Source organism: Bradyrhizobium aeschynomenes, from assembly GCF_013178945.1.
Taxonomy (GTDB): domain Bacteria; phylum Pseudomonadota; class Alphaproteobacteria; order Rhizobiales; family Xanthobacteraceae; genus Bradyrhizobium; species Bradyrhizobium aeschynomenes.
This window is the reverse complement of sequence record NZ_JABFDM010000011.1, coordinates 131,344-150,824: the sequence shown is the minus strand read 5'-3', so window position 1 is coordinate 150,824 and position 19,481 is coordinate 131,344. Positions and strand designations below refer to the sequence as shown.

13 protein-coding genes are annotated in these 19,481 nt (G+C 66.1%); 5 read left to right on the top strand and 8 right to left on the bottom strand.

The features are described 5' to 3' along the window. Window positions 1–4: 4 nt before the first annotated feature. On the bottom strand, window positions 5–808 hold the full coding sequence (locus tag HL666_RS27015) for a ComF family protein (RefSeq protein WP_172184532.1): 804 nt from the start codon (window positions 806–808) through the stop codon (window positions 5–7). A gap of 79 nt (window positions 809–887) precedes the next feature. Here HL666_RS27015 and HL666_RS27010 point away from each other — a divergent pair, with 79 nt between their 5' ends. Next, window positions 888–1,745 (top strand): methyltransferase domain-containing protein, encoded by an 858-nt coding sequence (locus HL666_RS27010; RefSeq protein ID WP_172184530.1) that lies wholly within the window; start codon window positions 888–890, stop codon window positions 1,743–1,745. A 113-nt stretch (window positions 1,746–1,858) separates the two neighbouring features. Here the strand turns inward: HL666_RS27010 and HL666_RS27005 are convergent, their stop codons facing one another. Further along, the gene (locus tag HL666_RS27005) at window positions 1,859–2,269 is read right to left on the bottom strand and encodes a (deoxy)nucleoside triphosphate pyrophosphohydrolase (protein WP_172184528.1); all 411 of its coding nucleotides are present in this window, start codon (window positions 2,267–2,269) and stop codon (window positions 1,859–1,861) included. Between the two features lie 194 nt (window positions 2,270–2,463). Here HL666_RS27005 and HL666_RS27000 point away from each other — a divergent pair, with 194 nt between their 5' ends. Then, on the top strand, window positions 2,464–3,792 hold the full coding sequence (locus HL666_RS27000; RefSeq protein WP_172184526.1) for a TadE/TadG family type IV pilus assembly protein: 1,329 nt from the start codon (window positions 2,464–2,466) through the stop codon (window positions 3,790–3,792). 52 nt (window positions 3,793–3,844) lie between these two features. Here the strand turns inward: HL666_RS27000 and argJ are convergent, their stop codons facing one another. Further along, window positions 3,845–5,086 carry a bifunctional glutamate N-acetyltransferase/amino-acid acetyltransferase ArgJ gene (gene argJ, locus HL666_RS26995; protein WP_172184524.1) on the bottom strand — a complete coding sequence of 414 codons (1,242 nt, stop codon included), beginning with the start codon at window positions 5,084–5,086 and terminating at the stop codon, window positions 3,845–3,847. Window positions 5,087–5,372: 286 nt separating this feature from the next. Beyond that, a complete protein-coding gene (locus HL666_RS26990; protein WP_172114474.1) occupies window positions 5,373–6,284 on the bottom strand; it encodes a peptidylprolyl isomerase in 912 nt (303 codons plus the stop codon). A gap of 394 nt (window positions 6,285–6,678) precedes the next feature. Between HL666_RS26990 and secA the strand changes: the two genes are divergently transcribed. Beyond that, a complete protein-coding gene (gene secA, locus HL666_RS26985) occupies window positions 6,679–9,531 on the top strand; it encodes a preprotein translocase subunit SecA (RefSeq protein ID WP_172114475.1) in 2,853 nt (950 codons plus the stop codon). Window positions 9,532–9,842: 311 nt separating this feature from the next. Here the strand turns inward: secA and HL666_RS26980 are convergent, their stop codons facing one another. After that, window positions 9,843–11,141 carry a flavin-dependent oxidoreductase gene (locus tag HL666_RS26980; RefSeq protein ID WP_172184522.1) on the bottom strand — a complete coding sequence of 433 codons (1,299 nt, stop codon included), beginning with the start codon at window positions 11,139–11,141 and terminating at the stop codon, window positions 9,843–9,845. A gap of 218 nt (window positions 11,142–11,359) precedes the next feature. Between HL666_RS26980 and HL666_RS26975 the strand changes: the two genes are divergently transcribed. After that, the gene (locus tag HL666_RS26975; RefSeq protein ID WP_172184520.1) at window positions 11,360–12,382 is read left to right on the top strand and encodes a glycerophosphodiester phosphodiesterase; all 1,023 of its coding nucleotides are present in this window, start codon (window positions 11,360–11,362) and stop codon (window positions 12,380–12,382) included. 206 nt (window positions 12,383–12,588) lie between these two features. Here the strand turns inward: HL666_RS26975 and HL666_RS26970 are convergent, their stop codons facing one another. Together HL666_RS26970 and HL666_RS26965 are read right to left on the bottom strand one after the other, a co-directional pair. Next, window positions 12,589–14,508 (bottom strand): acyl-CoA synthetase, encoded by a 1,920-nt coding sequence (locus HL666_RS26970; RefSeq protein ID WP_172184518.1) that lies wholly within the window; start codon window positions 14,506–14,508, stop codon window positions 12,589–12,591. Window positions 14,509–14,987: 479 nt separating this feature from the next. Further along, window positions 14,988–15,431, bottom strand: coding sequence for a MarR family winged helix-turn-helix transcriptional regulator (locus HL666_RS26965; protein ID WP_172184516.1), 444 nt, complete (start codon window positions 15,429–15,431; stop codon window positions 14,988–14,990). Between the two features lie 189 nt (window positions 15,432–15,620). Here HL666_RS26965 and HL666_RS26960 point away from each other — a divergent pair, with 189 nt between their 5' ends. Continuing rightward, window positions 15,621–16,802, top strand: coding sequence for a substrate-binding domain-containing protein (locus HL666_RS26960; protein WP_172184514.1), 1,182 nt, complete (start codon window positions 15,621–15,623; stop codon window positions 16,800–16,802). 49 nt (window positions 16,803–16,851) lie between these two features. Here the strand turns inward: HL666_RS26960 and HL666_RS26955 are convergent, their stop codons facing one another. Next, on the bottom strand, window positions 16,852–18,924 hold the full coding sequence (locus HL666_RS26955; protein ID WP_172184512.1) for a putative bifunctional diguanylate cyclase/phosphodiesterase: 2,073 nt from the start codon (window positions 18,922–18,924) through the stop codon (window positions 16,852–16,854). Between the last annotated feature and the right edge of the window lie 557 nt (window positions 18,925–19,481).

Genomic DNA, 19,481 nt, shown 5'->3' with positions numbered 1-19,481 from the left:
CAGATTATATGGGAGCGCGGGGGGCATCGACAACCCGGGCGAAGACCAGCACGCGGACCTCGGCCGCCTTGGCGCGCAGCAGGGCGCGGGCGCAGGCATCCACCGTCGCGCCGGTGGTGAGGACATCGTCGACGATCACGACACGGCGCCCCTGCACGTCGTGCAGACGGTCTGCCGATACCTGGAATGCGCCCTGCACATTGCTGGCGCGCTGGGGCCGCGACAGGCCGACCTGCTGCTTGGTCGCGCGGACGCGGCGCAGCGCGTCGCCCTGCATTCTGACCCCGCTGGACCGGGCGATCACCCGCGCCAGCGCGCCGGACTGGTTGTAGCGGCGCGAAAAGCCGCGCCGCCAGTGCAGCGGCACCGGCACGAGCAGATCGGCATCGGCGAGCAGCTCGCGGCCCGCGCGGACCATCCAGCGGCCCATGATCGGCGCCAGATCGGTGCGGTCCTGATATTTCAGCTGATGCACCAGGGTGCGCGCGACCTCGTCATAGCGCACGGCGGCGCGCGCCTTGGCATAGGCCGGCGGTGCCGCGATCGCCTCCATCGACAGCAGCTCGGGGCCTGGATCATAGACGAAGGGAATGCCGAGCTTGGGGCAGTAGGGCCGCTCGATGAACGACAATTTACCCCAGCACGCCGCGCAGACCCCCTCGCCATCGACCGGCTCGCGGCAGGAGATGCACAGGGTGGGGAGCGCGACGTCGAGTGCGAGCTTGGCAACGTGCGCGAGACTGCGATGCAGCGCGCCCGCGGCTGCACGAAGTCGTCCGACGCGGTTTGGAGCAAACGTCACACCCATGTGTTGAGGCTAGCCCCGCAACTCAGGCGGCTCAAGCGGCGCATTGCCCGGCCACCAGGATCGGCGTAACCAGCCCCCCATGACCCAGCCCGGCACCGCTCCCGTTCTGTTCGACCGTCCCCTGCTTGCGCAGCGGCAGCGGCGGGTTGCGAGCGCGCCCGAGACGTTCCTGCTGGAGCGCGTCGCCGAGGACATCGCGGACCGCCTCGCCGCAGTGAACCGGCCGTTCAGCGCGGCCGCCGACGTTTGGACGCCCGGCGCCGGCTTGAAGCCGTATCTTTCGGGACGCCTCTCGCAGCTCGCACATATCGCCGCGCCCGAAACGGCGGATGAGCGGCTGCCGCTGGCAGCGCAATCGCTCGATCTCGTGCTGTCGGCGCTCGCCTTTCAATTCGTCAATGATCTGCCTGGGCTGCTGGTGCAGATCCGCCGGGCCCTGCGTCCTGATGGCCTGTTGCTCGCGGCCATGATCGGCGGCGACACGCTGACCGAGCTGCGGCAGTCTTTCGCGGCGGCCGAAGCCGAATGCGAGGGCGGCGTATCGCCGCGCGTCGCGCCGCTTGCCGATCTGCGCGATGTCGGCGGGCTGTTGCAGCGTGCCGGCTTCGCGCTGCCCGTCACCGACGTCGACCGCGTCGTGGTCCGCTACGCCAGCGCGCTCGGCCTGATGCAGGATCTCCGCCGCATGGGCGCGACCAACAGCCTGGTCGAGCGGCGCCGCACGCCGCTGCGCCGCGCCACCCTGCTGCGCATGGCCGCGATCTATGCCGAGCGCTTCGCCGACCCTGACGGCCGCATCCGCGCCACCTTCGACATCATCTGGATTTCCGGCTGGGCGCCGCACGAAAGCCAGCAGAAGCCGCTGAAGCCGGGCTCGGCGACGGCGAGCTTGGAGACGGCGGTGAAGCGTGTGCCGCACTCCAATGAGGGCGACTAGCTACACTCGTCATCGCCGGGCTTGACCCGGCGATCCATCCTCTTTTTCGCAGGATGATGGATGCGCGGGTCAAGCCCGCGCATGACGAGTGAGGGTTGGGACGGCGCAGCGGCTCACATCAGCAAATCGATCAGATGCGGCAGCAGCGGAATGTCCGCGGGCGGCATCGGATAGTCGCGCAGCTTGTTCGGCCGCACCCAGGCCAGTTGCTGGCCCTCGCGCGCGGTGACCACGCCTTCCCAGCGCCGGCAGATGTAGAGCGGCATCAACAGATGGAACGTCTCGTAGGCGTGGCTGGCAAAGGTCAGCGGCGCCAGACAGGCCTCGCGCACGGTGATGCCGAGCTCCTCGTCGAGCTCGCGGATCAGGCTGGCCTCGGGGCGTTCGCCCGGCTCGAGCTTGCCGCCGGGAAACTCCCAGAGGCCCGCGAGCGTCTTGCCGGGCGGCCGCTGCGCCAGCAGCACGCGATTGTCGGCATCGACGAGGGCGCAGGCGACCACGAGGGTGAGTTTCAAGTCGGGCATGATCCGATCGGGGGGCTGGGAGCGCACGCCGCCGCTGGTTCAGACTGAACGAGCCGGCTGCGCTGGTGAGGATTTCTTAACCTAAGCCGTTTCGAGCCGTCTTTCCACGATTGAAATAAGCCAACCTTAATTGGCTCACGCGTATTTTCACGGGTGTCAGTCGTGGCCTCCTCATGGTTCGTTAGGCATCTTTCATGCGATTTTTAACTGACCTGCTCGCCCGCTTTCGCCGCAACGTCAGCGGCAATGTTGCCGTGACCTTCGCCATCGTCTGCGTGCCGGTGATCACGGCGGTCGGCTGCGGCATCGACTACAGCCGGAACAACCAGATGCGCGCCAAGCTGCAGGCGGCGGTGGACGCCGCGTCCGTCGGCGCGGTGTCGAGGACCGCGCCGGCCTTCATCGCGGCTGGTTCCATGACCGGCGACGGCCCGATCGCGGTCGGCAACGACGATGCGCGCAAGATATTCAACGGCAACATGTCCGGCACGTCCGGCTATACGCTGAACAGTCTCACGCCGGACGTGAAGAAGTCGGGCTCGGTCGTGAGCGCCACGGTGTCGTTCACGGCTACGGTGCCGACGATGTTCATGAGCATCGTCGGCTTCAAGACCATGACCTTGCAGGGCTCGTCGACGGCGAAGGCCTCGATGCCGAAATACATCGACTTCTATCTGCTGCTCGACAATTCGCCCTCGATGGGCGTCGCGGCGACTCCCGACGATGTGACCAAGATGGTCAACAACACGTCCGACAAGTGTGCCTTTGCCTGCCACGACTACAATGATTCCAACAACTACTATAATCTTGCCAAGAAGCTTGGCGTCACCACGCGCATCGACGTGCTGCGCAGCGCCACCCAGCAGCTGATGGACAAGGCGGCGGCCACGCAGACCTATCCCAATCAGTTCCGCATGGCGCTGTACGATTTCGGCGCGGCGTCGAAGACGATCGGCCTGCGCTCCTTGTTCGCGCTGTCGTCCAATTTGTCGAGCGCCAAGAGTGCCGCCGGGAATATCGACCTGATGGGTGTCTACGGCAACAACGACGCCTATACCGCCGACAAGGACACGCCGTTCTCGACTGTGTTCCCGGCGATCAACAACGAGATCTCGACGCCCGGTGACGGCACCACGGGCTCGCCGCTGAAATACCTGTTCTTCGTCTCTGACGGCGTTGCCGACGAAAGCAATGCGGCCTGCCTGAAGGCGAAGGCGAGCGGTAACCGATGCCAGTCGCCGCTCAATCCGGCGCTGTGCACCGCGCTGAAGAACCGCGGCATCAAGATCGCCGTGCTCTACACGACCTATCTGCAACTGCCGACCAACAGCTGGTACATGAGCTGGATCGATCCCTTCAACAAGGGGCCGTTCGGGCCGTCGCCGAACAGCGAGATTGCGCAGAACATGCAAGCTTGCGCGTCCGACGGATACTACACCGAGGTGTCTCCGACCCAGGGCATCGCCGAAGCGCTGAGGAAGCTGTTCGACAGAGCGGTCGCCGACGCGCGGATCGCGAGTTGAGCGATTGCAGGGGCGCCTCCGAGGGGGCGCTCCTCAGGTGCAGCCAGCCGGCTCAAGAGCGGTAGTCGCCGTTGATCGCGACATACTCCTTGGTGAGGTCGCAGGTCAGCACGCGGTCGCGGCCCTTGCCGAGGCCGAGTGCCACCTTGATCTGCACCTTCTGCGCCTTCATCGCCTCCGAGACTTCCGCCTCGTCATAGGACGGATCGCGCGCGCCTTTCGACGCGACGCGGATGCCGTTGAAGGAAATCGAGAGTTTGTCGCGATCGGCCGGTTCGCCCGCCTTGCCGACCGCCATCACGACGCGTCCCCAATTGGCGTCCTCGCCGGCGATCGCGGTCTTCACCAGCGGCGAGTTGGCGATCGACATCGCGATCCTGCGCGCCGACGGCTTGCTCTTGGCGCCCTCGACGATGATCTCGACCAGCTTGCGCGCGCCCTCGCCATCGCGGGCGACCTGTTCGGCGAGATCGGCCAGCACGGCGTTGAACGCCTTCACGAAAGCTTTTGCATTGGGATCGCTGATGCGGCTGATCTTCGGCGCGCCCTTGGCGGCGGCGGCGCCGGTGGCGAAGGCGAGCAGGGTGTCGGAGGTCGAGGTGTCGCCGTCGATCGTCACCGCATTGAAGGTGTCCTCGACGCCGACCTTGAGCAGCGCCTGCAGCGCCGGCGCCGTGATCGGCGCGTCGGTGAAGATGAAGGACAGCATCGTCGCCATGTCCGGCGCGATCATGCCGGCGCCCTTGGCCATGCCGTTGATCGTCACCTTGGCCTTGCCGAGCTTGACGGTGGCGGTCGCGACCTTCGGGAAGGTGTCGGTGGTCATGATGGCGCGCGCGGCGCCCATCCAGTCCTCAGGGGTCGCGGTGCCGGCGAGGCCTTCGAGCACGCCGTCGAACTTGGTGGCGTCGAGCGGCTCGCCGATGACGCCGGTCGAGGCGAGGAAGATCTCGTCCCGCTTGCAGCCCACCGCCTTGGCGGCGATCGCAGCGGTCAGCGCCGTCGACTGCTTGCCGGTCTTGCCGGTGAAGGCGTTGGCGTTGCCGGAATTGACCACCAGCGCGCGCGCCTTGCCGCCCTTCAATTTGGCGCGGCACCATTCGACCGGGGCCGACGGGCATTTCGACAGCGTGAACACGCCGGCGACGGTCGTGCCGGGATCGAGCAGCGCCAGCAGCACGTCGGTGCGGTTCTTGTAGCGGATGCCGGCTGCGGCGGTCGCCAGCTTGACGCCGGCGATCGGGGGCATGTCGGGGACGTCGGTCGGGGCGAGCGGGGAGACGGCTGAGGACATCGAGAGGCTTCCGGCAGGATTGGCGGGAAGCGCTCTGTATCATCTAAGTCGTCAACGTGGGAGTGGATGCGACTCCACACTCCGCTGTCATCCCCGCGAAAGCGGGGATCCATAACCACAGGGTGTAGTTGTCAGGCTCGGTACTGGCCGCGTGCCCATTTCAGGCATCACGCGGTATGGGTCCCCGCGTTCGCGGGGACGACACCTTTTGTGACGCGGCAGTGACGGCTCTCTGACTGCCGCCTCGCAAGGCGGCGTCGCCGCGTCCTGGTTAGAAGCGAACCGCTTACTTCTTCGCCGGCTCGGCCGGCTTCGCATCCGCCGGCTTCGCATCCGCCGGTTTGGCGTCGGCGGCCGGCTTGTCCAGGCGCTCGATCTTGGCCGCCTCGCGCAGCTTGCCGACGTAGTCGGCCTGGGCCTTGCGGGTCACGTAGGTCTCGATCTGGCTCTTGACCTGGTCGAATTCCGGCGGCTTGCGGTTGCGCTTTTCCTCGACCTTGATGATGTGCCAGCCGAACTGGGTCTTCACCGGGTCCGAGATCTTGCCCGGCTCCATGCCGAACGCCACGTTGGCGAATTCCGGCACCATCTGCTCCTTGGTGAAGAAGCCGAGGTCGCCGCCGTCGGAGGCGCCGGGGTCCTTGGACTTCTTCTTGGCGAGCTCGGCGAAGTCGGCGCCCTTGGCGAGCTCGGCCTTGACGGCCTTGGCCTCGTCCTCGGTCTCGACCAGGATGTGGCGCGCATGCACCTCCTGCTCGCCGCCGATCTGCTTGGAGGCTTCCTCATAGACCTTCTTCATCGCGTCCGGCGTAGTCGCGGCCTTGCCCTCGCTGGCGAGCAGGCTGTCCATCAGCAGGCGGTTGCGGGTGAAGGCGAGGCGCTTCTTGAAGTCCTCGCTGTCGGCGACCTTCTTGTCCTCGGCCGCCTTCGACACGAGCTTCATGTCGATCAGGAACGACAGCACGTTCTCGTCCTTGGTCGCGGGGTCCATCTGGGCGAGGCTCGGCCCAAGCTCCTCTTCCGCGAGTTTGACGTCGCTCTTGCGGATTTCGGCCCCGTTCACCTTGGCCAGCACCGGGTTGGCATCGTCGGCGGCGCGCGCGGGGGCGACCAGCAGGGACAATGCGAGACTGCCGGCGAGAGCGGTAGCAAGGCCGAAGCGCAGGCCGGTTTTCGTAACCGGGAACGACGTGGTCATGGAAAATCCTTGTCTTGAAGAGGGGGCTCCAGGGGCGTGGCCTCAGGGCGGCGGGGACACTCGCCCAATCGTCGTGCCTTGGCAACGCGAAAAGTCTGTCAATTTCGTGAAATCGGCGACAGGTTCGGGGCGGATGTCCTGGTGTCGGGCGCCGTTGACAACGTTCCCCCCCAGCCATATCTCTCCCCGATCGCTTCAAGGGCGATAGCGCTTATTTTGCTGCGTTTTTGGCCGTTGAACCCTGGTTTGCTCGTCTCCCACTCATCTGACGGCCGCCTGATGGCGCCGACGTTCGAGCCTGGCGCGGGTGCTGCGGTGCATCACGCCGGGAACAGCAAACCCAAACCATGAGTTACGGCTGCAACGCAGACCCATTAGAGGCAGGATTTCAGCAATGATCGGCGCGCTCGCCCGTAAGCTTTTCGGCTCCGCCAATGACCGCCGCGTCAAGGGCTACCAGTCCCGCGTCAACGCCATCAACGCGCTGGAGCCGGAGCTCGCCAAGCTGTCGGACGAGGCCCTGAAGGCGCGCACCGAGGAGTTCAAGAAACAGCTCGCCGACGGCAAGACGCTCGACGACCTCCTGGTCCCAGCCTTCGCCACCGTCCGCGAGGCCTCCAAGCGCACCCTCGGCCAGCGCCATTTCGACGTCCAGCTGATCGGCGGCATGGTGCTGCACGAGGGCGACATCGCCGAGATGAAGACCGGCGAAGGCAAGACCTTGGTCGCCACGCTCGCTGTCTACCTGAACGCGCTCGCCGGCAAGGGCGTCCATGTCGTGACGGTGAACGATTACCTCGCCCGCCGCGACGCCGGCTGGATGAGCCAGATCTACGGTTTCCTCGGCCTGACCACCGGCGTGATCGTCCACGGCCTCGACGACGCCGAGCGCAAGGCGGCCTATGCCTGCGACATCACCTACGGCACCAACAACGAATACGGCTTCGACTATCTGCGCGACAACATGAAGTACCGGCTGGAGGACATGGTCCAGCGCGGCCACTTCTTCGCCATCGTCGACGAGGTGGACTCCATTCTCATCGATGAAGCGCGCACGCCGCTGATCATCTCCGGGCCGCTCGACGATCGCTCGGAGTTCTACAACACCATCGACACCTTCGTGCCGAAGCTCGACAAGTCCGATTACGACGTCGACGAGAAGCAGCGCACGGTCACCTTGACCGAAGCCGGCATGGAGAAGATCGAGACTCTGCTGCGCGATGCCGGCCAGCTCAAGGGCGAGTCGCTGTACGACGTCGAGAACGTCTCCGTCGTCCACCACATCAACCAGGCGCTGCGTGCCCACACCCTGTTCACCCGCGACAAGGACTACATCGTCCGCGACGGCGAGGTGGTGATCATCGACGAATTCACCGGCCGCATGATGCCCGGCCGGCGCTATTCCGAAGGCCTGCACCAGGCGCTCGAGGCCAAGGAGCACCAGCCGGTGCAGCCCGAGAACCAGACGCTGGCCTCGATCACCTTCCAGAACTACTTCCGCATGTACGCCAAGCTCGCCGGCATGACCGGCACGGCCGCCACCGAGGCCGACGAGCTGTTCGACATCTACAAGCTGGAAGTGCTGGAGATCCCGACCAACCTGCCGGTCGCGCGCCTCGACGAGGACGACGAGGTCTATCGCACCCAGCAGGAGAAATACGCCGCCATCCTGGCCGAGATCGAGCGGGCGAACTCCCGGTTGCAGCCGGTGCTGGTCGGCACCGCCTCGATCGAGAAGTCGGAGGTGCTGGCCGCCTATCTCAAGCAGCACGGCTACAAGCAGATCGATTTCGGCAGCGAGCGGGCGCTCGACAAGCTCTATGCGGCGGCCCGCGCCGGCAAGCCTGCCAAACTGTTCGCGGTGCTGAACGCGCGCTTCCACGAGCAGGAAGCCTACATCGTGGCCGAAGCTGGCGTGCCCGGTGCGATCACGATCGCGACCAACATGGCCGGCCGCGGCACCGACATCAAGCTCGGCGGCTCGCTCGAGATGCGGCTCCAGCAGGAGACCGCCGGGATCACCGACGAGGCCGAGAAGGCCGCCAAGATCGAGCAGATCAAGGCCGATATCGCCCGCTTCCGCGAGATCGTGCTGAAGGCCGAGGAGACGGTCGAGATCGAGCCGGCCAAGGGCTCGAAACCGGCCAAGACCGTGACCAAGCCGGGCGGGCTCTACATCATCGGCTCCGAGCGCCACGAATCCCGCCGCATCGACAACCAGCTGCGCGGCCGTTCCGGCCGTCAGGGCGATCCGGGCCGGTCGAAATTCTTCCTGTCGCTGGAAGACGACCTGATGCGCATCTTCGGGTCCGACCGGCTGGACAGCATGCTGACCCGGCTCGGCCTGAAGGAAGGCGAGGCCATCATCCATCCCTGGATCAACAAGGCGCTGGAGAAGGCACAGCAGAAGGTCGAGGCGCGCAACTTCGACATCCGCAAGAACCTCTTGAAGTTCGACAACGTCCAGAACGACCAGCGCAAGGTGATCTTCGACCAGCGCGTCGAGCTGATGCAGGACGAGAGCGTGGTCGAGACCATCACCGACATGCGCCACGCCTTCATCGACGATCTCGTCAGCAAGCACGTGCCCGAGCATGCCTATGCCGAGCAGTGGGATGTCGTCGGCCTGAAGGAGGAGCTGAAGCGCGTGCTCGACCTCGATTTGCCGGTCGAGGATTGGGCGAAGGAAGAGGGCATCGCCGACGAGGAGCTGCTCAAGCGCATCGAGACCCATGCCGACGAGCGCATGGCCGCCAAGGTCGCGCAATGGGGCCCCGACGTGATGCGCTACGTCGAGAAGACCATCCTGCTCCAGACGCTCGACCATCTCTGGCGCGAGCACCTCGTGATGCTCGACCACCTGCGCCAGGTCATCGGCCTGCGCGGCTATGGCCAGCGCGATCCGCTGCAGGAGTACAAGTCGGAAGCCTTCACGCTGTTCGAGGCGATGATCGCTCACTTGCGCGAGGCGGTGACGGCGCAACTGATGCGCGTCGAGATCGTGCCGCCGGAGGAGCAGCAGCCGGTGCTGCCGCCGATGCAGGCGCATCACGCCGATCCGAACACCGGCGAGGACGAGATGGCCTTCGCCAACGTCTCCCTGGTGCCGTCGTCAGGCGCCGCTCCCGTCCCGGCGGAGGCGCGCAACCCGAACGACCCCACGACCTGGGGCAAGATCGGCCGCAACGAGGACTGCCCCTGCGGCAGCGGCAAGAAGTACAAGCACTGCCACGGCCGCTACGCGTAAGCGCGGCCGACCCTCTCATCATCGTCGCGAGCGTCAGCGAAGCGATCCGGGGTCCCGCCCACGACTCTGGATTGCTTCGCTTCGCTCGCAATGACGCTGTTGCGCGAGCTGCGCGCCAAACCACGAGTGTCATCCCGGCGAACGCCGGGATCCATAACCACAGGATGATGTTGTGACGCAGGCTGGTCGCTCCAGCGTGGCTGCTAATTTCTGCCGCGGAGTATGGGTCCCGGGTCGGCGCACATCGGCGCGATGCGCCGAGGTGCTTGCCCGGGACGACATCGAGGGTGGGCAGACAGCTTCCGAGAAAGTCAGGCAGCCTTGGCGGCGTCGACCATCGCGCCTTCGGCAATCGTCCGCGGCGCGGCGTTGAGCTGCTCGATCGCAAAACCCGCGGCCTTCTTGTAGTTGGCCATGAACGCCTCGCGCTCGGCCGGCGGCACAACCTCGTCAATGTTGGTGAACGTGCCGCCGCAGCGCTCGTCGACCAGGTTGAGCAATCCGAACGGGCCGGCGCCGCGGTTGCGCAGGATCACCGCCGAAATCGGGCCGCAAAGCTTCTCGTCATAGGCGGCGAGCGCGGCCGGCGTCACGCCATGAGCCAGCAGGCAGGTGCCGAGCACGCGGGCATCGACGATCGCCTGGCTCGCGCCGTTGCTGCCGGTCGGATACATCGCATGCGCGGCGTCGCCCATCAGCGCGACCGGGCCGTCGACCCAGGTCGGCACCGGATCGCGGTCGATCATCGGGTTCTCATAGGCGCCGTCGGCGCCGGCGATCAGCGCGGGCACGTCGAGCCAGTCATAGGTCCAGCCGGCGAAATGATGGGCAAACTCGGCGACTGGGACCTGCCGGAACCAGCCGGTCTGCTTCCAGCCCTCGGTGTTGTCCATCGTCACCTCCGCGATCCAGTTGATCAGCGCCAGCCCCGTCTTCGGATCGGGATGCGAGATCGGATAGACCACGACGCGGTGGCGATGCGTGCCGAGCCCGACGAAGGACGAGCCGGTGCGCATCGGCTTCGCCCAGGTGACGCCGCGCCACATCACGGCGCCGCCCCAATGGATCGGCGGCTGTGTAGGATGCATCTGCGCGCGCACCGCCGAATGAATGCCGTCGGCGCCGATCAGCAGCCGGCCGCGCTGCTCGGAGCGCGACCCATCGGCGTGCTCGATGCGCGCCGTCACCGTGCCCTCCGCGTTCTTCTCATAGCCGCTCACGCGGCTGCCGAGCCGCACGGTCTGTGCGCCCGCGCGCTGCACCAGCCGGCTGTACAGCAGCATATGCAGCTTGCCGCGATGCACCGCATATTGCGGCCAGTTGTAGCCGGCGAGCAGCCCGCGCGGCTCGGTATAGATGTCGTTGCCGTTCAGCCCGACCAGCGCCCATTCCTTCGCGGGTACGCCGACCTGGTCGAGATCGTCGGCGCCGATGCCGAGATCATAAAGCTCGCGCACCGCATTGGGCTGCAGGTTGATGCCGACCCCCAGCGGCCGCATCTCGCGCACGCTCTCATAAACCAGGCAGGGCACGCCGATCTGCTGCAAGGTCAGCGCCGTCGCGAGGCCGCCAATGCCGCCGCCGGCGATGAGGACAGGAAGGTCGGTCATGGGCATTGTCCTGGGCATGGTCCGTCGCGCGTGAACTCGAAAAACAAGGCTCGAAAAAGGGCCAAGGGAATGCGGGCGCGGCATTGAACCGCGCGCGGATCGCCTCCCCTCGATCCTCGACCGGCATTCTCTGCCAGTCTGATGGAAAAGGCCTAGTTCAGAAGGCCAGTTGAGACAAGAGGAATGGGCAATCGGCCGTCCCATGGTAGGCTGGTGCCATGCGACATCGATCTCTCTCCCTCGCCGCGGTGCTGTTGTTGGCGGCCCTCGGCAGCCCGGCCGCGGCCTTCGATATCGAGGCGCATCGCGGCGGGCGCGCGCTGTATCCGGAGAACACGCTGCAGGCCTTCACGGCCGCGCTGGCGCTTCGCGTCGACACGCTCGAGCTCGACGTCGGCGTCACACGCGACGGCGTGCTGGTCGTCTCTCATGAACGGCGGCTCAATCCCGATCTCGCAAGGGATGCAGCCGGCAACTACGTCGCGTCGCCCGGGCCGCTACTGATCGATCTGCCGCTGTCTGAAGTGCAGTCCTACGATGTCGGCCAGATCCGTCCCGCTAGCGACTATGCCAAGCAGTTTCCGTTTCAGCAGGTGCTCACCGGCGGCGTGCCGCCGCCGCGGATTCCGACCCTGAAGCAGGTCATCGATCTCGTCCGGCGTTCGGGCGTGGACCACGCGCGCTTGAATATCGAGACCAAGCTCGATCCTGCGCTTACCGGAGAAGCTCCGGAGCCTGATCGGTTCGTCGCCTTGCTGCTCGACCTGATCGAGGCTGAGAACTTCACCGGCCGCGTCATGATCCAGTCGTTCGACTGGCGCACCTTGCAATTGGTGCAGCGGCGCGCACCAAACATCCCGACCGTCTATCTGTCCCGGCAGGGTGGCAAGACGCCGACGGTCTCGCTGACGGAAGCCACGCGCTGGACGGCCGGCTTCAATCCCGCGGATTACGGTGGCTCGCTGCCGCGCACAATCAACGCCGCGGGCGGTAAGGTCTGGTCGCCGTACTACACCGAGGTCTCGCCGGAGCTGGTCGATGAGGCGCATGCGCTCGGTCTGCAGGTCGTGGTGTGGACCGTCAACAAGCCGGAGGACATGGCGCAACTGATGGATGTCGGTGTCGACGGTATCATCTCCGATTGGCCGAACCTGTTGCGTCGTGTTGCGGTCGACAAAGGATTGGCAAAGCCGCTCATATTGGATGTCGAACGGCTGGGGCCGGGCATTCCGATCAAATAAATTGCGCTCTCACTCTCCACGTCGTCATGGCCGGGCTGTCCCGGCCATCCACGTCGTTCGGCACGCTGAGCACGGCGTGGATGCCCGGGACAAGCCCGGGCATGACGGAGCAACGAACTGACTTGATCGTTTGTTGCGACGGCTCTCTATCTTCCCATGAGACGCCGCACGCCAGGAGCCTGGACGGAGGATGACGCGTCCGCCGTTCACCCCATCACCACCTCATGCCGGATCACGAACGGCGCCAGCAGCGTGTGCACCTCGTTTTCGATCGCCTCGCGCTGCTCCGCCGGCACGTTGCGTAGCGTCACCGTCGCAAGGCTGCCGTGGCTGCCATGCGCGCCGACCTTGACGCTGCAATCGATGCCGCGGTCGGTGAGCTGCGACAGCACTTTTGTGAACACGCGCGTCGCGGCGTCCCAGCGCAGTTGCGGCTTGAACACCTTGCCGACGCCGGTCACCGGCATCGGATCGATCGGGATGATCTGCACCGGCACCGCGGCACGCTCCGGCGTGCGGGCGCGCACCCAGTCCTCCAGTTCGCCCGGCTGCACGGCAGCACCCGGCTTGAGCTGCACATAGCCGATCGGCAGCTCGCCGGCATAAGCGTCGGGCTGGCCGACTACCGCGGCGAATCCCACGTCCGGATGCTGGAACAGGATCTCCTCGATCGGCGCCGGATCGATGTTGTGGCCGCCGCGGATCACGAGGTCCTTGGCGCGGCCGGTGATCCACAGGAAGCCGTCGGCGTCGAGCCGGCCGAGATCGCCGGAATTGACCCAATGGCCGTCGATGAAGGCGCCCTTGTTATGGGCGTCATCGAGATAGCCGGAGAACACCCCCGGCCCGGCCATGATGACGACGCCGATCTCGTCCGCCGCGCAGTCACGCTCATAGCGGCCGTCGGCGTCGAGCCTGACGATGCGCACCTTGGCATAGGGCACGGGCAGGCCGACCGAGCCGAGCCGGATCGGCTGGTCCGGATAGGCCATGGTGTGCACGCTCGCGGTCTCGGTCATGCCGTAGACCTCGATCACCGGCAGCTTGAGCTTGTCCATGATCGCCTGTCCGACCGCGACCGGAATTGCCGAGCCGCCGCCGGCGGCATAGCGCAGGCTGGAGATATCGGCGCTGCCTTGCGGCACAGCCAGCGTCGCCGCGAGCACGGTGGGCACGCTCGACAGCGTCTCCGGCTTGAAGCGCTCGACCAGACCCCAGATGTTGCGCACCGCATTCGGATTGCGCCAGCCGGCGCCGGAGAGCACGACGAGGCAGCCTCCGGCGGAGAGCGTCTGCAGCGCCTGCGTCAGCGAGCCGCCGACATGGAACAGCGGCATGCCGAACAGCAAGGTGCCGCCGGGCCTGGCCTTCAGGATCATGTTGATCGCCCAGGCCTGGTAGACCTGGTTGCCGTGGCTGTGACGCACCAGCTTGGGCGTGCCGGTGGTGCCGCCGGTGTGGAAATAGGCCGCGGTGTCGCTCGCCTTGATCTGCCGGCCGCTGACGAGGTGATCGCTCGGCTGCGGCTTGATCAGGTCGTTGAAGGCGTGGATGCCGTTGGCCGGGTCGCCGCCACCGCCGTAGACCTGTACGATCGCCTTGAGATGTCTCAGGCTGCCGCGGATCTTCTCGACCTTCTGCCAGATGTCGGTGCCGGGCAGGGGGCCGAGCGCCACCAGCACCTTGGTCTTGGCAGCGTCGAGAATCTCCGCGATCTGGTGCGGCTCGAGCAGCGGGTTGACCGGGTTGGCGATGCCTGCGGCCTCCGCGCCGAACAGCGTGATGAAGGCTTCGGGCACCAGCGGCAGCATGAAGCTGACGACGTCGTCGGGGCCGACGCCGAGCGCGTGAAACATGTTCGCCGCCTGCGTCACCCGCGCGAGGAGATCGCGATAGGTGATCACCACGGGCGTATCCGCCGGGTCGGCATTCTGCAGAAACTGGATCGCGGGCGCGTCCGGATTGGCCGACGCCCCGCACTTCAGTGCCTCATACGTGCTCTCAGCGGCGATGCGGTCGCTGTACGGCGTCTGCTCGAAGGCGCGGATGTCCGCCGTGCTGGCGAATGTCGGATAGTCGCTGCCGATGGCGCGATCGAGCCGATGAATGCCCATAGGAATGCCCATGGCCTGTCCTCCTGTGTCGTGTCCTCGTCCGGCCATGCGAGGCCGGTGATCGCGCGCGGGCTCTGTGGCCCGTTCGTCGCGATCGTCAGATGACAGGATGAGGGAGGATTCGTCTTGCGTCCATCCCGGCGTGATCGGGGATGCCGGGAGTTTTGTCGCAGCGACGCTGCGCTGCAGCGGTGCTTGGCGGGAGGGGAGCTGTGCCTTACTCATCGAGCGGCGCTACGCGCTGTGCAATACAGCGCCCTCTCCCCTTGTGGGAGAGGGCCATCTCTGGCCGATCCGCGCGTGCGGTTGAGTGAGGGGTTTCTCTCGGCGAGTGACGCTCGCGGAGAGAAACCCCTCACCCGACCGAGCTTGCTGCACCGTCCTACATGCCCTCTCCCACAAGGGGAGAGGGCGCATTCATACACAGCTCCACAACATCAGATCTTTGAGCGTTGCGATCGTGACGCTGGATATCGCTGTCCGCAGCCTCTTCAGCTCGCCGCGTCGATCAGGTTCTCCAGCAGCCGCTTCAGCTCACCCGTCGCCTTGTCGCCGTAGTTCGCCAGGATGTACGCCTCCTGGCTGGCAGCCAGCGAGTTCAGTCGCTTGCACAGTGCCTTGCCGCGGTCGCTGATGAACATCAGCACCTTGCGGCGGTCATTCGCATCCTGGCGGCGGTAGACCAGCGAGTCCGATACCATGCGGTCGATCATCTTGGTCAGGGTCGGATGGTTCAGCAGCACGGCTTCGGCGAGATCGCCCATCGAATGCCCCTCGCCGTCCGACAGCACCTTGAGGATGCGCCATTGCTCGACGGGAACGCCCTCCGTGCTCAGGCGCGATTCCAGCTGCCGGTTGATCTCCCGGTTGGCCTGCGCGAGCAGATAGGCGAGATGTTCGGTGAGGGGGGTGTTGGGATGGGGCGGTTTGGCCACGGTGAACTTCGCTTGCGGTCCCGATTTGAATGAATGTCCGGCAGTTGCTGCCCGATCTATATGCATCCCAATTCTTGAACATTCAACATTTTCGAATAGGATATTTGCCGAACGCGTGCTGATTTTGACGGCGTATGACCGCCGGCCCACAGTGTCGGGCCAACCATGGTTGCGGGCCAAGGAGTGGGTGTGCTCTCGACAGGATCCGTCACGGCCGGGCGCGTCAGCCTGCCGCCATCCCTGCTGTTCAGGAGTCCGCCCCAGCGGAGCGGCCTGACGTCGCTGGCCCCCTTCGATCCCGACAGCATCGCGCGCCGCGGCTCCCGCAGCAAACTGCGCATCGGCAATTTCATCACCTTCTCCGGCTCGCCCGGCATCTGGGGCCCCGCCGCGACCAATAGCGCGCTGCTGGCCGTGTCCGAGATCAACCGCCGCGGCGGCATCCTCGGCCGCGAGATCGAATTGTCATTCTATGACTCCGGCGGCCCGGTCGAGGAAGTCGTCGCGCGCGCCCGCGACGCGCTCGACTTCGACGAAATCGACGTCGTGATGGGCTCGCATATCAGCGCGGTGAGACTCGCGTTGCGCCGTCTGACGCGCGGCCGCATCCCGTATGTCTATACGCCGGTCTATGAGGGCGGCGAGCGCACGCCGGGGGTGATGGCGATCGGCGAGACGCCGCACAGCCAGACCCGCCCCGCCATTCACTGGTTGGCGGAGAACAAGGGCGCCAAGCGCTGGTACCTGATCGGCAGCGACTATGTCTGGCCGTGGCAGTCGCATCGTTCCACCAAGACCTACATCACCGAGGCCGGCGGCCACGTCGTCGGCGAGGAATTCGTGCCCGTCGGCAATGATGATCACGAGGCTCATCTGGCGCGCATCCGCGCCGCCAAGCCCGACGTCGTGCTGATCTCGCTGATCGGCACCGATTGCATCACCTTCAACCGGGCGTTCGGCGAATCCGGCCTTGCCGCCACGACGTTGCGGCTGGCTGGCGCGGTCGACGAGACCGTGCTGCTCGGCATCGGCGCCGACAACACCGAGAACCTGTATTCCGCGTCCGGCTATTTCAGCTGCATCGGCTCCAACGCCAATGACGCTTTCATGAGTCGCTACACCGCGATGTTCGGCACCGATGCGCCGCCGGTCGGCTCGGTCGGCCAGTCGAACTATGAAGGCCTGCGTTTCCTCAAAGCGGCCGCGGAGCGCGCCGGCTCATTGTCGTTGCACCCGCTCGCCGCCGCCGGCCGCAACATCGTGTATTCCGGCGCCCGCGGCGACGTCGCCATCCGCCATGGCCGTGCCGCCATGGTCATGCACCTCGCCGCCGCCGACGGTCTGGACTTCAGGATCATCCGCACGTTCTGATACGCGCGCCGCGCGAGTCCGCTCGCGAGCTGTTCCGCTGCTTCAGCGCTCACGCGGCCGCGGCGCTCTTGGCCGGCGCCTCGGTGGCGCTGATCTGCGCGACCGCCACGTCGCGGATCATCCGGCTGATCGCCTCGTGCGGCATCGGCTTGCCGAACAGGAAGCCCTGCACGCTGGTGCAGCCTTCCTCGCGCAGGAAGGCGAGGTGCTGCTCGGTCTCGACGCCTTCGGCCAGCACGGGAATGTTGAGGCTGCGGCCCAAGAGCAGCGTCGCCTTGACGATCGCAGCCGCATGCACGCTGGTCTCGACCGACTGGATGAAGCTCTTGTCGACCTTGATCTTGTCGAACGGAAACACCTGCAGGGTCGACAGCGACGAATAGCCGGTGCCGAAATCGTCCATCGCCACGGTGACGCCGATCGCCTTCAGCGCCTGCATCACCTGCAGCGCGTGCTGGCGGTCGGCGATGATGCCGGTCTCGGTCAGCTCGATTTCGAGCCGTTCCGGCGCCAGGCCCGTCTCGCGCAGCACCTCGGCGACGCGCTTCGGCAGATCGTGGTTGAGCTGCATCGGCGCGACGTTGACGGCGACCTTGAACGGCTGGCTCCAGCTTGCGGCGGTGGTGCAGGCGGTGCGCAGCACCCAGTCGCCGATGTCGACGATCAGTCCCGTCTGTTCGGCCATCGGAATGAAATCGTTCGGCGGCACGCGGCCCTTCACCGGGTGGTTCCAGCGCAACAGCGCCTCGAAGCCGATGATCTCGCCGCTCTGCGTGTCGTTCTGCACCTGATAGTGCAGCTCGAATTCGTTGCGCACCAGCGCGCGCTTGAGGTCGATCGCGAGCTCGGCACGGCGCCGGCTGGCCTCGTCCATCGACGGCTCATAGGTGCAGATCTTGCCCTGGCCGAGGCTCTTGGCGCGATACATCGCGAGATCCGCGCGGGTGAGCAACTCGTCCGAGCTGAGGCCGTGCTCGGGATAGAGCGCGATGCCGATGCTGCAACCGACCGAGAGGCTGCGCTCCTCCCACTCGACCGGCGTCAGCACCAGCGTGCGCATGCGCTCGGCGAATTTCGCGGCCTCGTTGCGCGCGAAGATTTCACTCTTCACCGCGACGAATTCGTCGCCGCCGATCCGCGCCAGGAATTCACCCGGTTGCAGGATGGCGGCGATGCGCTGGGCGATCGTCGTCAACACGGCGTCGCCGGCGGCATGGCCGTGCGCGTCGTTGATGTCCTTGAAGCGGTCGAGGTCGATGGCGAGCACGACGAGATGCGCGGTCTCGTCGCCATCCGCCAGCAGCGGCGTCAGGCGTTGTCCGAGGCCGTTGCGGTTGGGCAGGCCGGTCAGCGGGTCCTGCAGCGCCAGCTGCCGATAGCCTTCGACCGCCTCCTGCGCCGCCTGCATGTCGATCATGTAGGCCGAGGCGGCCATCGCCATGATCAGGCCGATGCCGGTGACGATGCTGATCAGCATCACGCTGTCGGACAGCGCCTGCGCCGGCGCGGCGAGAGCCGCCGTCGGCGCCAAGGTGAGCGCCGCCATGCCGGTGAAATGCAGGCTGAGGATCGCCAGCACCATCGCGAGCGAGCTGCCATATTTGCAGAATCGCGTCACCGGGCGCGCGATGCGGTTGGCGGCGACGGCGCCGAAGCCCATTGCCAGCACCAGCGAGAGCCAGATCGCCGGCGCGTGCCACGTCCTGATGCCCTCGAGATTGAGCGCGCCCATGCCGGTGTAATGCATCGCGGCAATGCCGAAGCCGAACACCGCGCCGCCGATCTCGATCAGCGGGCCACGCTGCGTGCGGGTGGTGACGAAGAAGCCGAGCCAGGAAAACGCGACGGAGAGGCCGAGCGAAGCAAAGGTGAGGCCCACTTCGAACGAGCGGTTGCCGGGCGCATCATAGCCGAGGATGGCGGCGAAATGCGTCGTCCACACCGTGCCGCCGGCGACCAGCCCGGCGAGAAACAGCAGATGAAGCCGGCGCAGGCCGGTGTTGCGTCTGACGCGCGCGAGCAGCCGCATCGACAGGATGGAGCCGAGCACGCAGACCAGCAGCGCGGCGGTCACATAGCGCAGATCATGATCGGCAGGCAGGCAGGACAGGATCGTCAACATCGGCAATGAACCCTCACGCGGGCCAGCTACGATCCGTGGCGCGCGGCGTTTTGGTCGGCAGGAATCGCGGTTAGCGAAGCGTCAACGCGGGGCAGCACATCTGCCCGCGCCAAATCACGCACCAAGTCATGCATGAGGTCTGGAAGCCGATGATTAAGGGCGGCGCGATGGTCTTCTGGTTCCCAGAAGGAACCGGGGACATCGTGACGAAAATACCAACGTGGCGTGTCACTCTGTGCCGAGCTGGAACCGGCCTGCTATTCGCTGGCTACATGGCGCGGCAACGGCCTTGTCGGTGACGAGCGGCGGCAAGGTGCCTCGTAGAAGCCGACGGTGGTGATCTCGCTGTCGTGAATGCTGCCAGCGCGCGGCGCGTCTCCGGACGAGGCTTCGCCTCACCGGGACCATGCGGCCCGTGAGCGCCAGGCACGCTCCGTTGGTTTGCCCCGCTGCCCCGCCCCCCTCGGCCGCAGCCGCCCGCGCCGCACGCGCTTTTGTGAACCCCCCGGGCCGGAACGGGTTGCCGCTCCGTGACGGAATTAATACGATCCGATGTC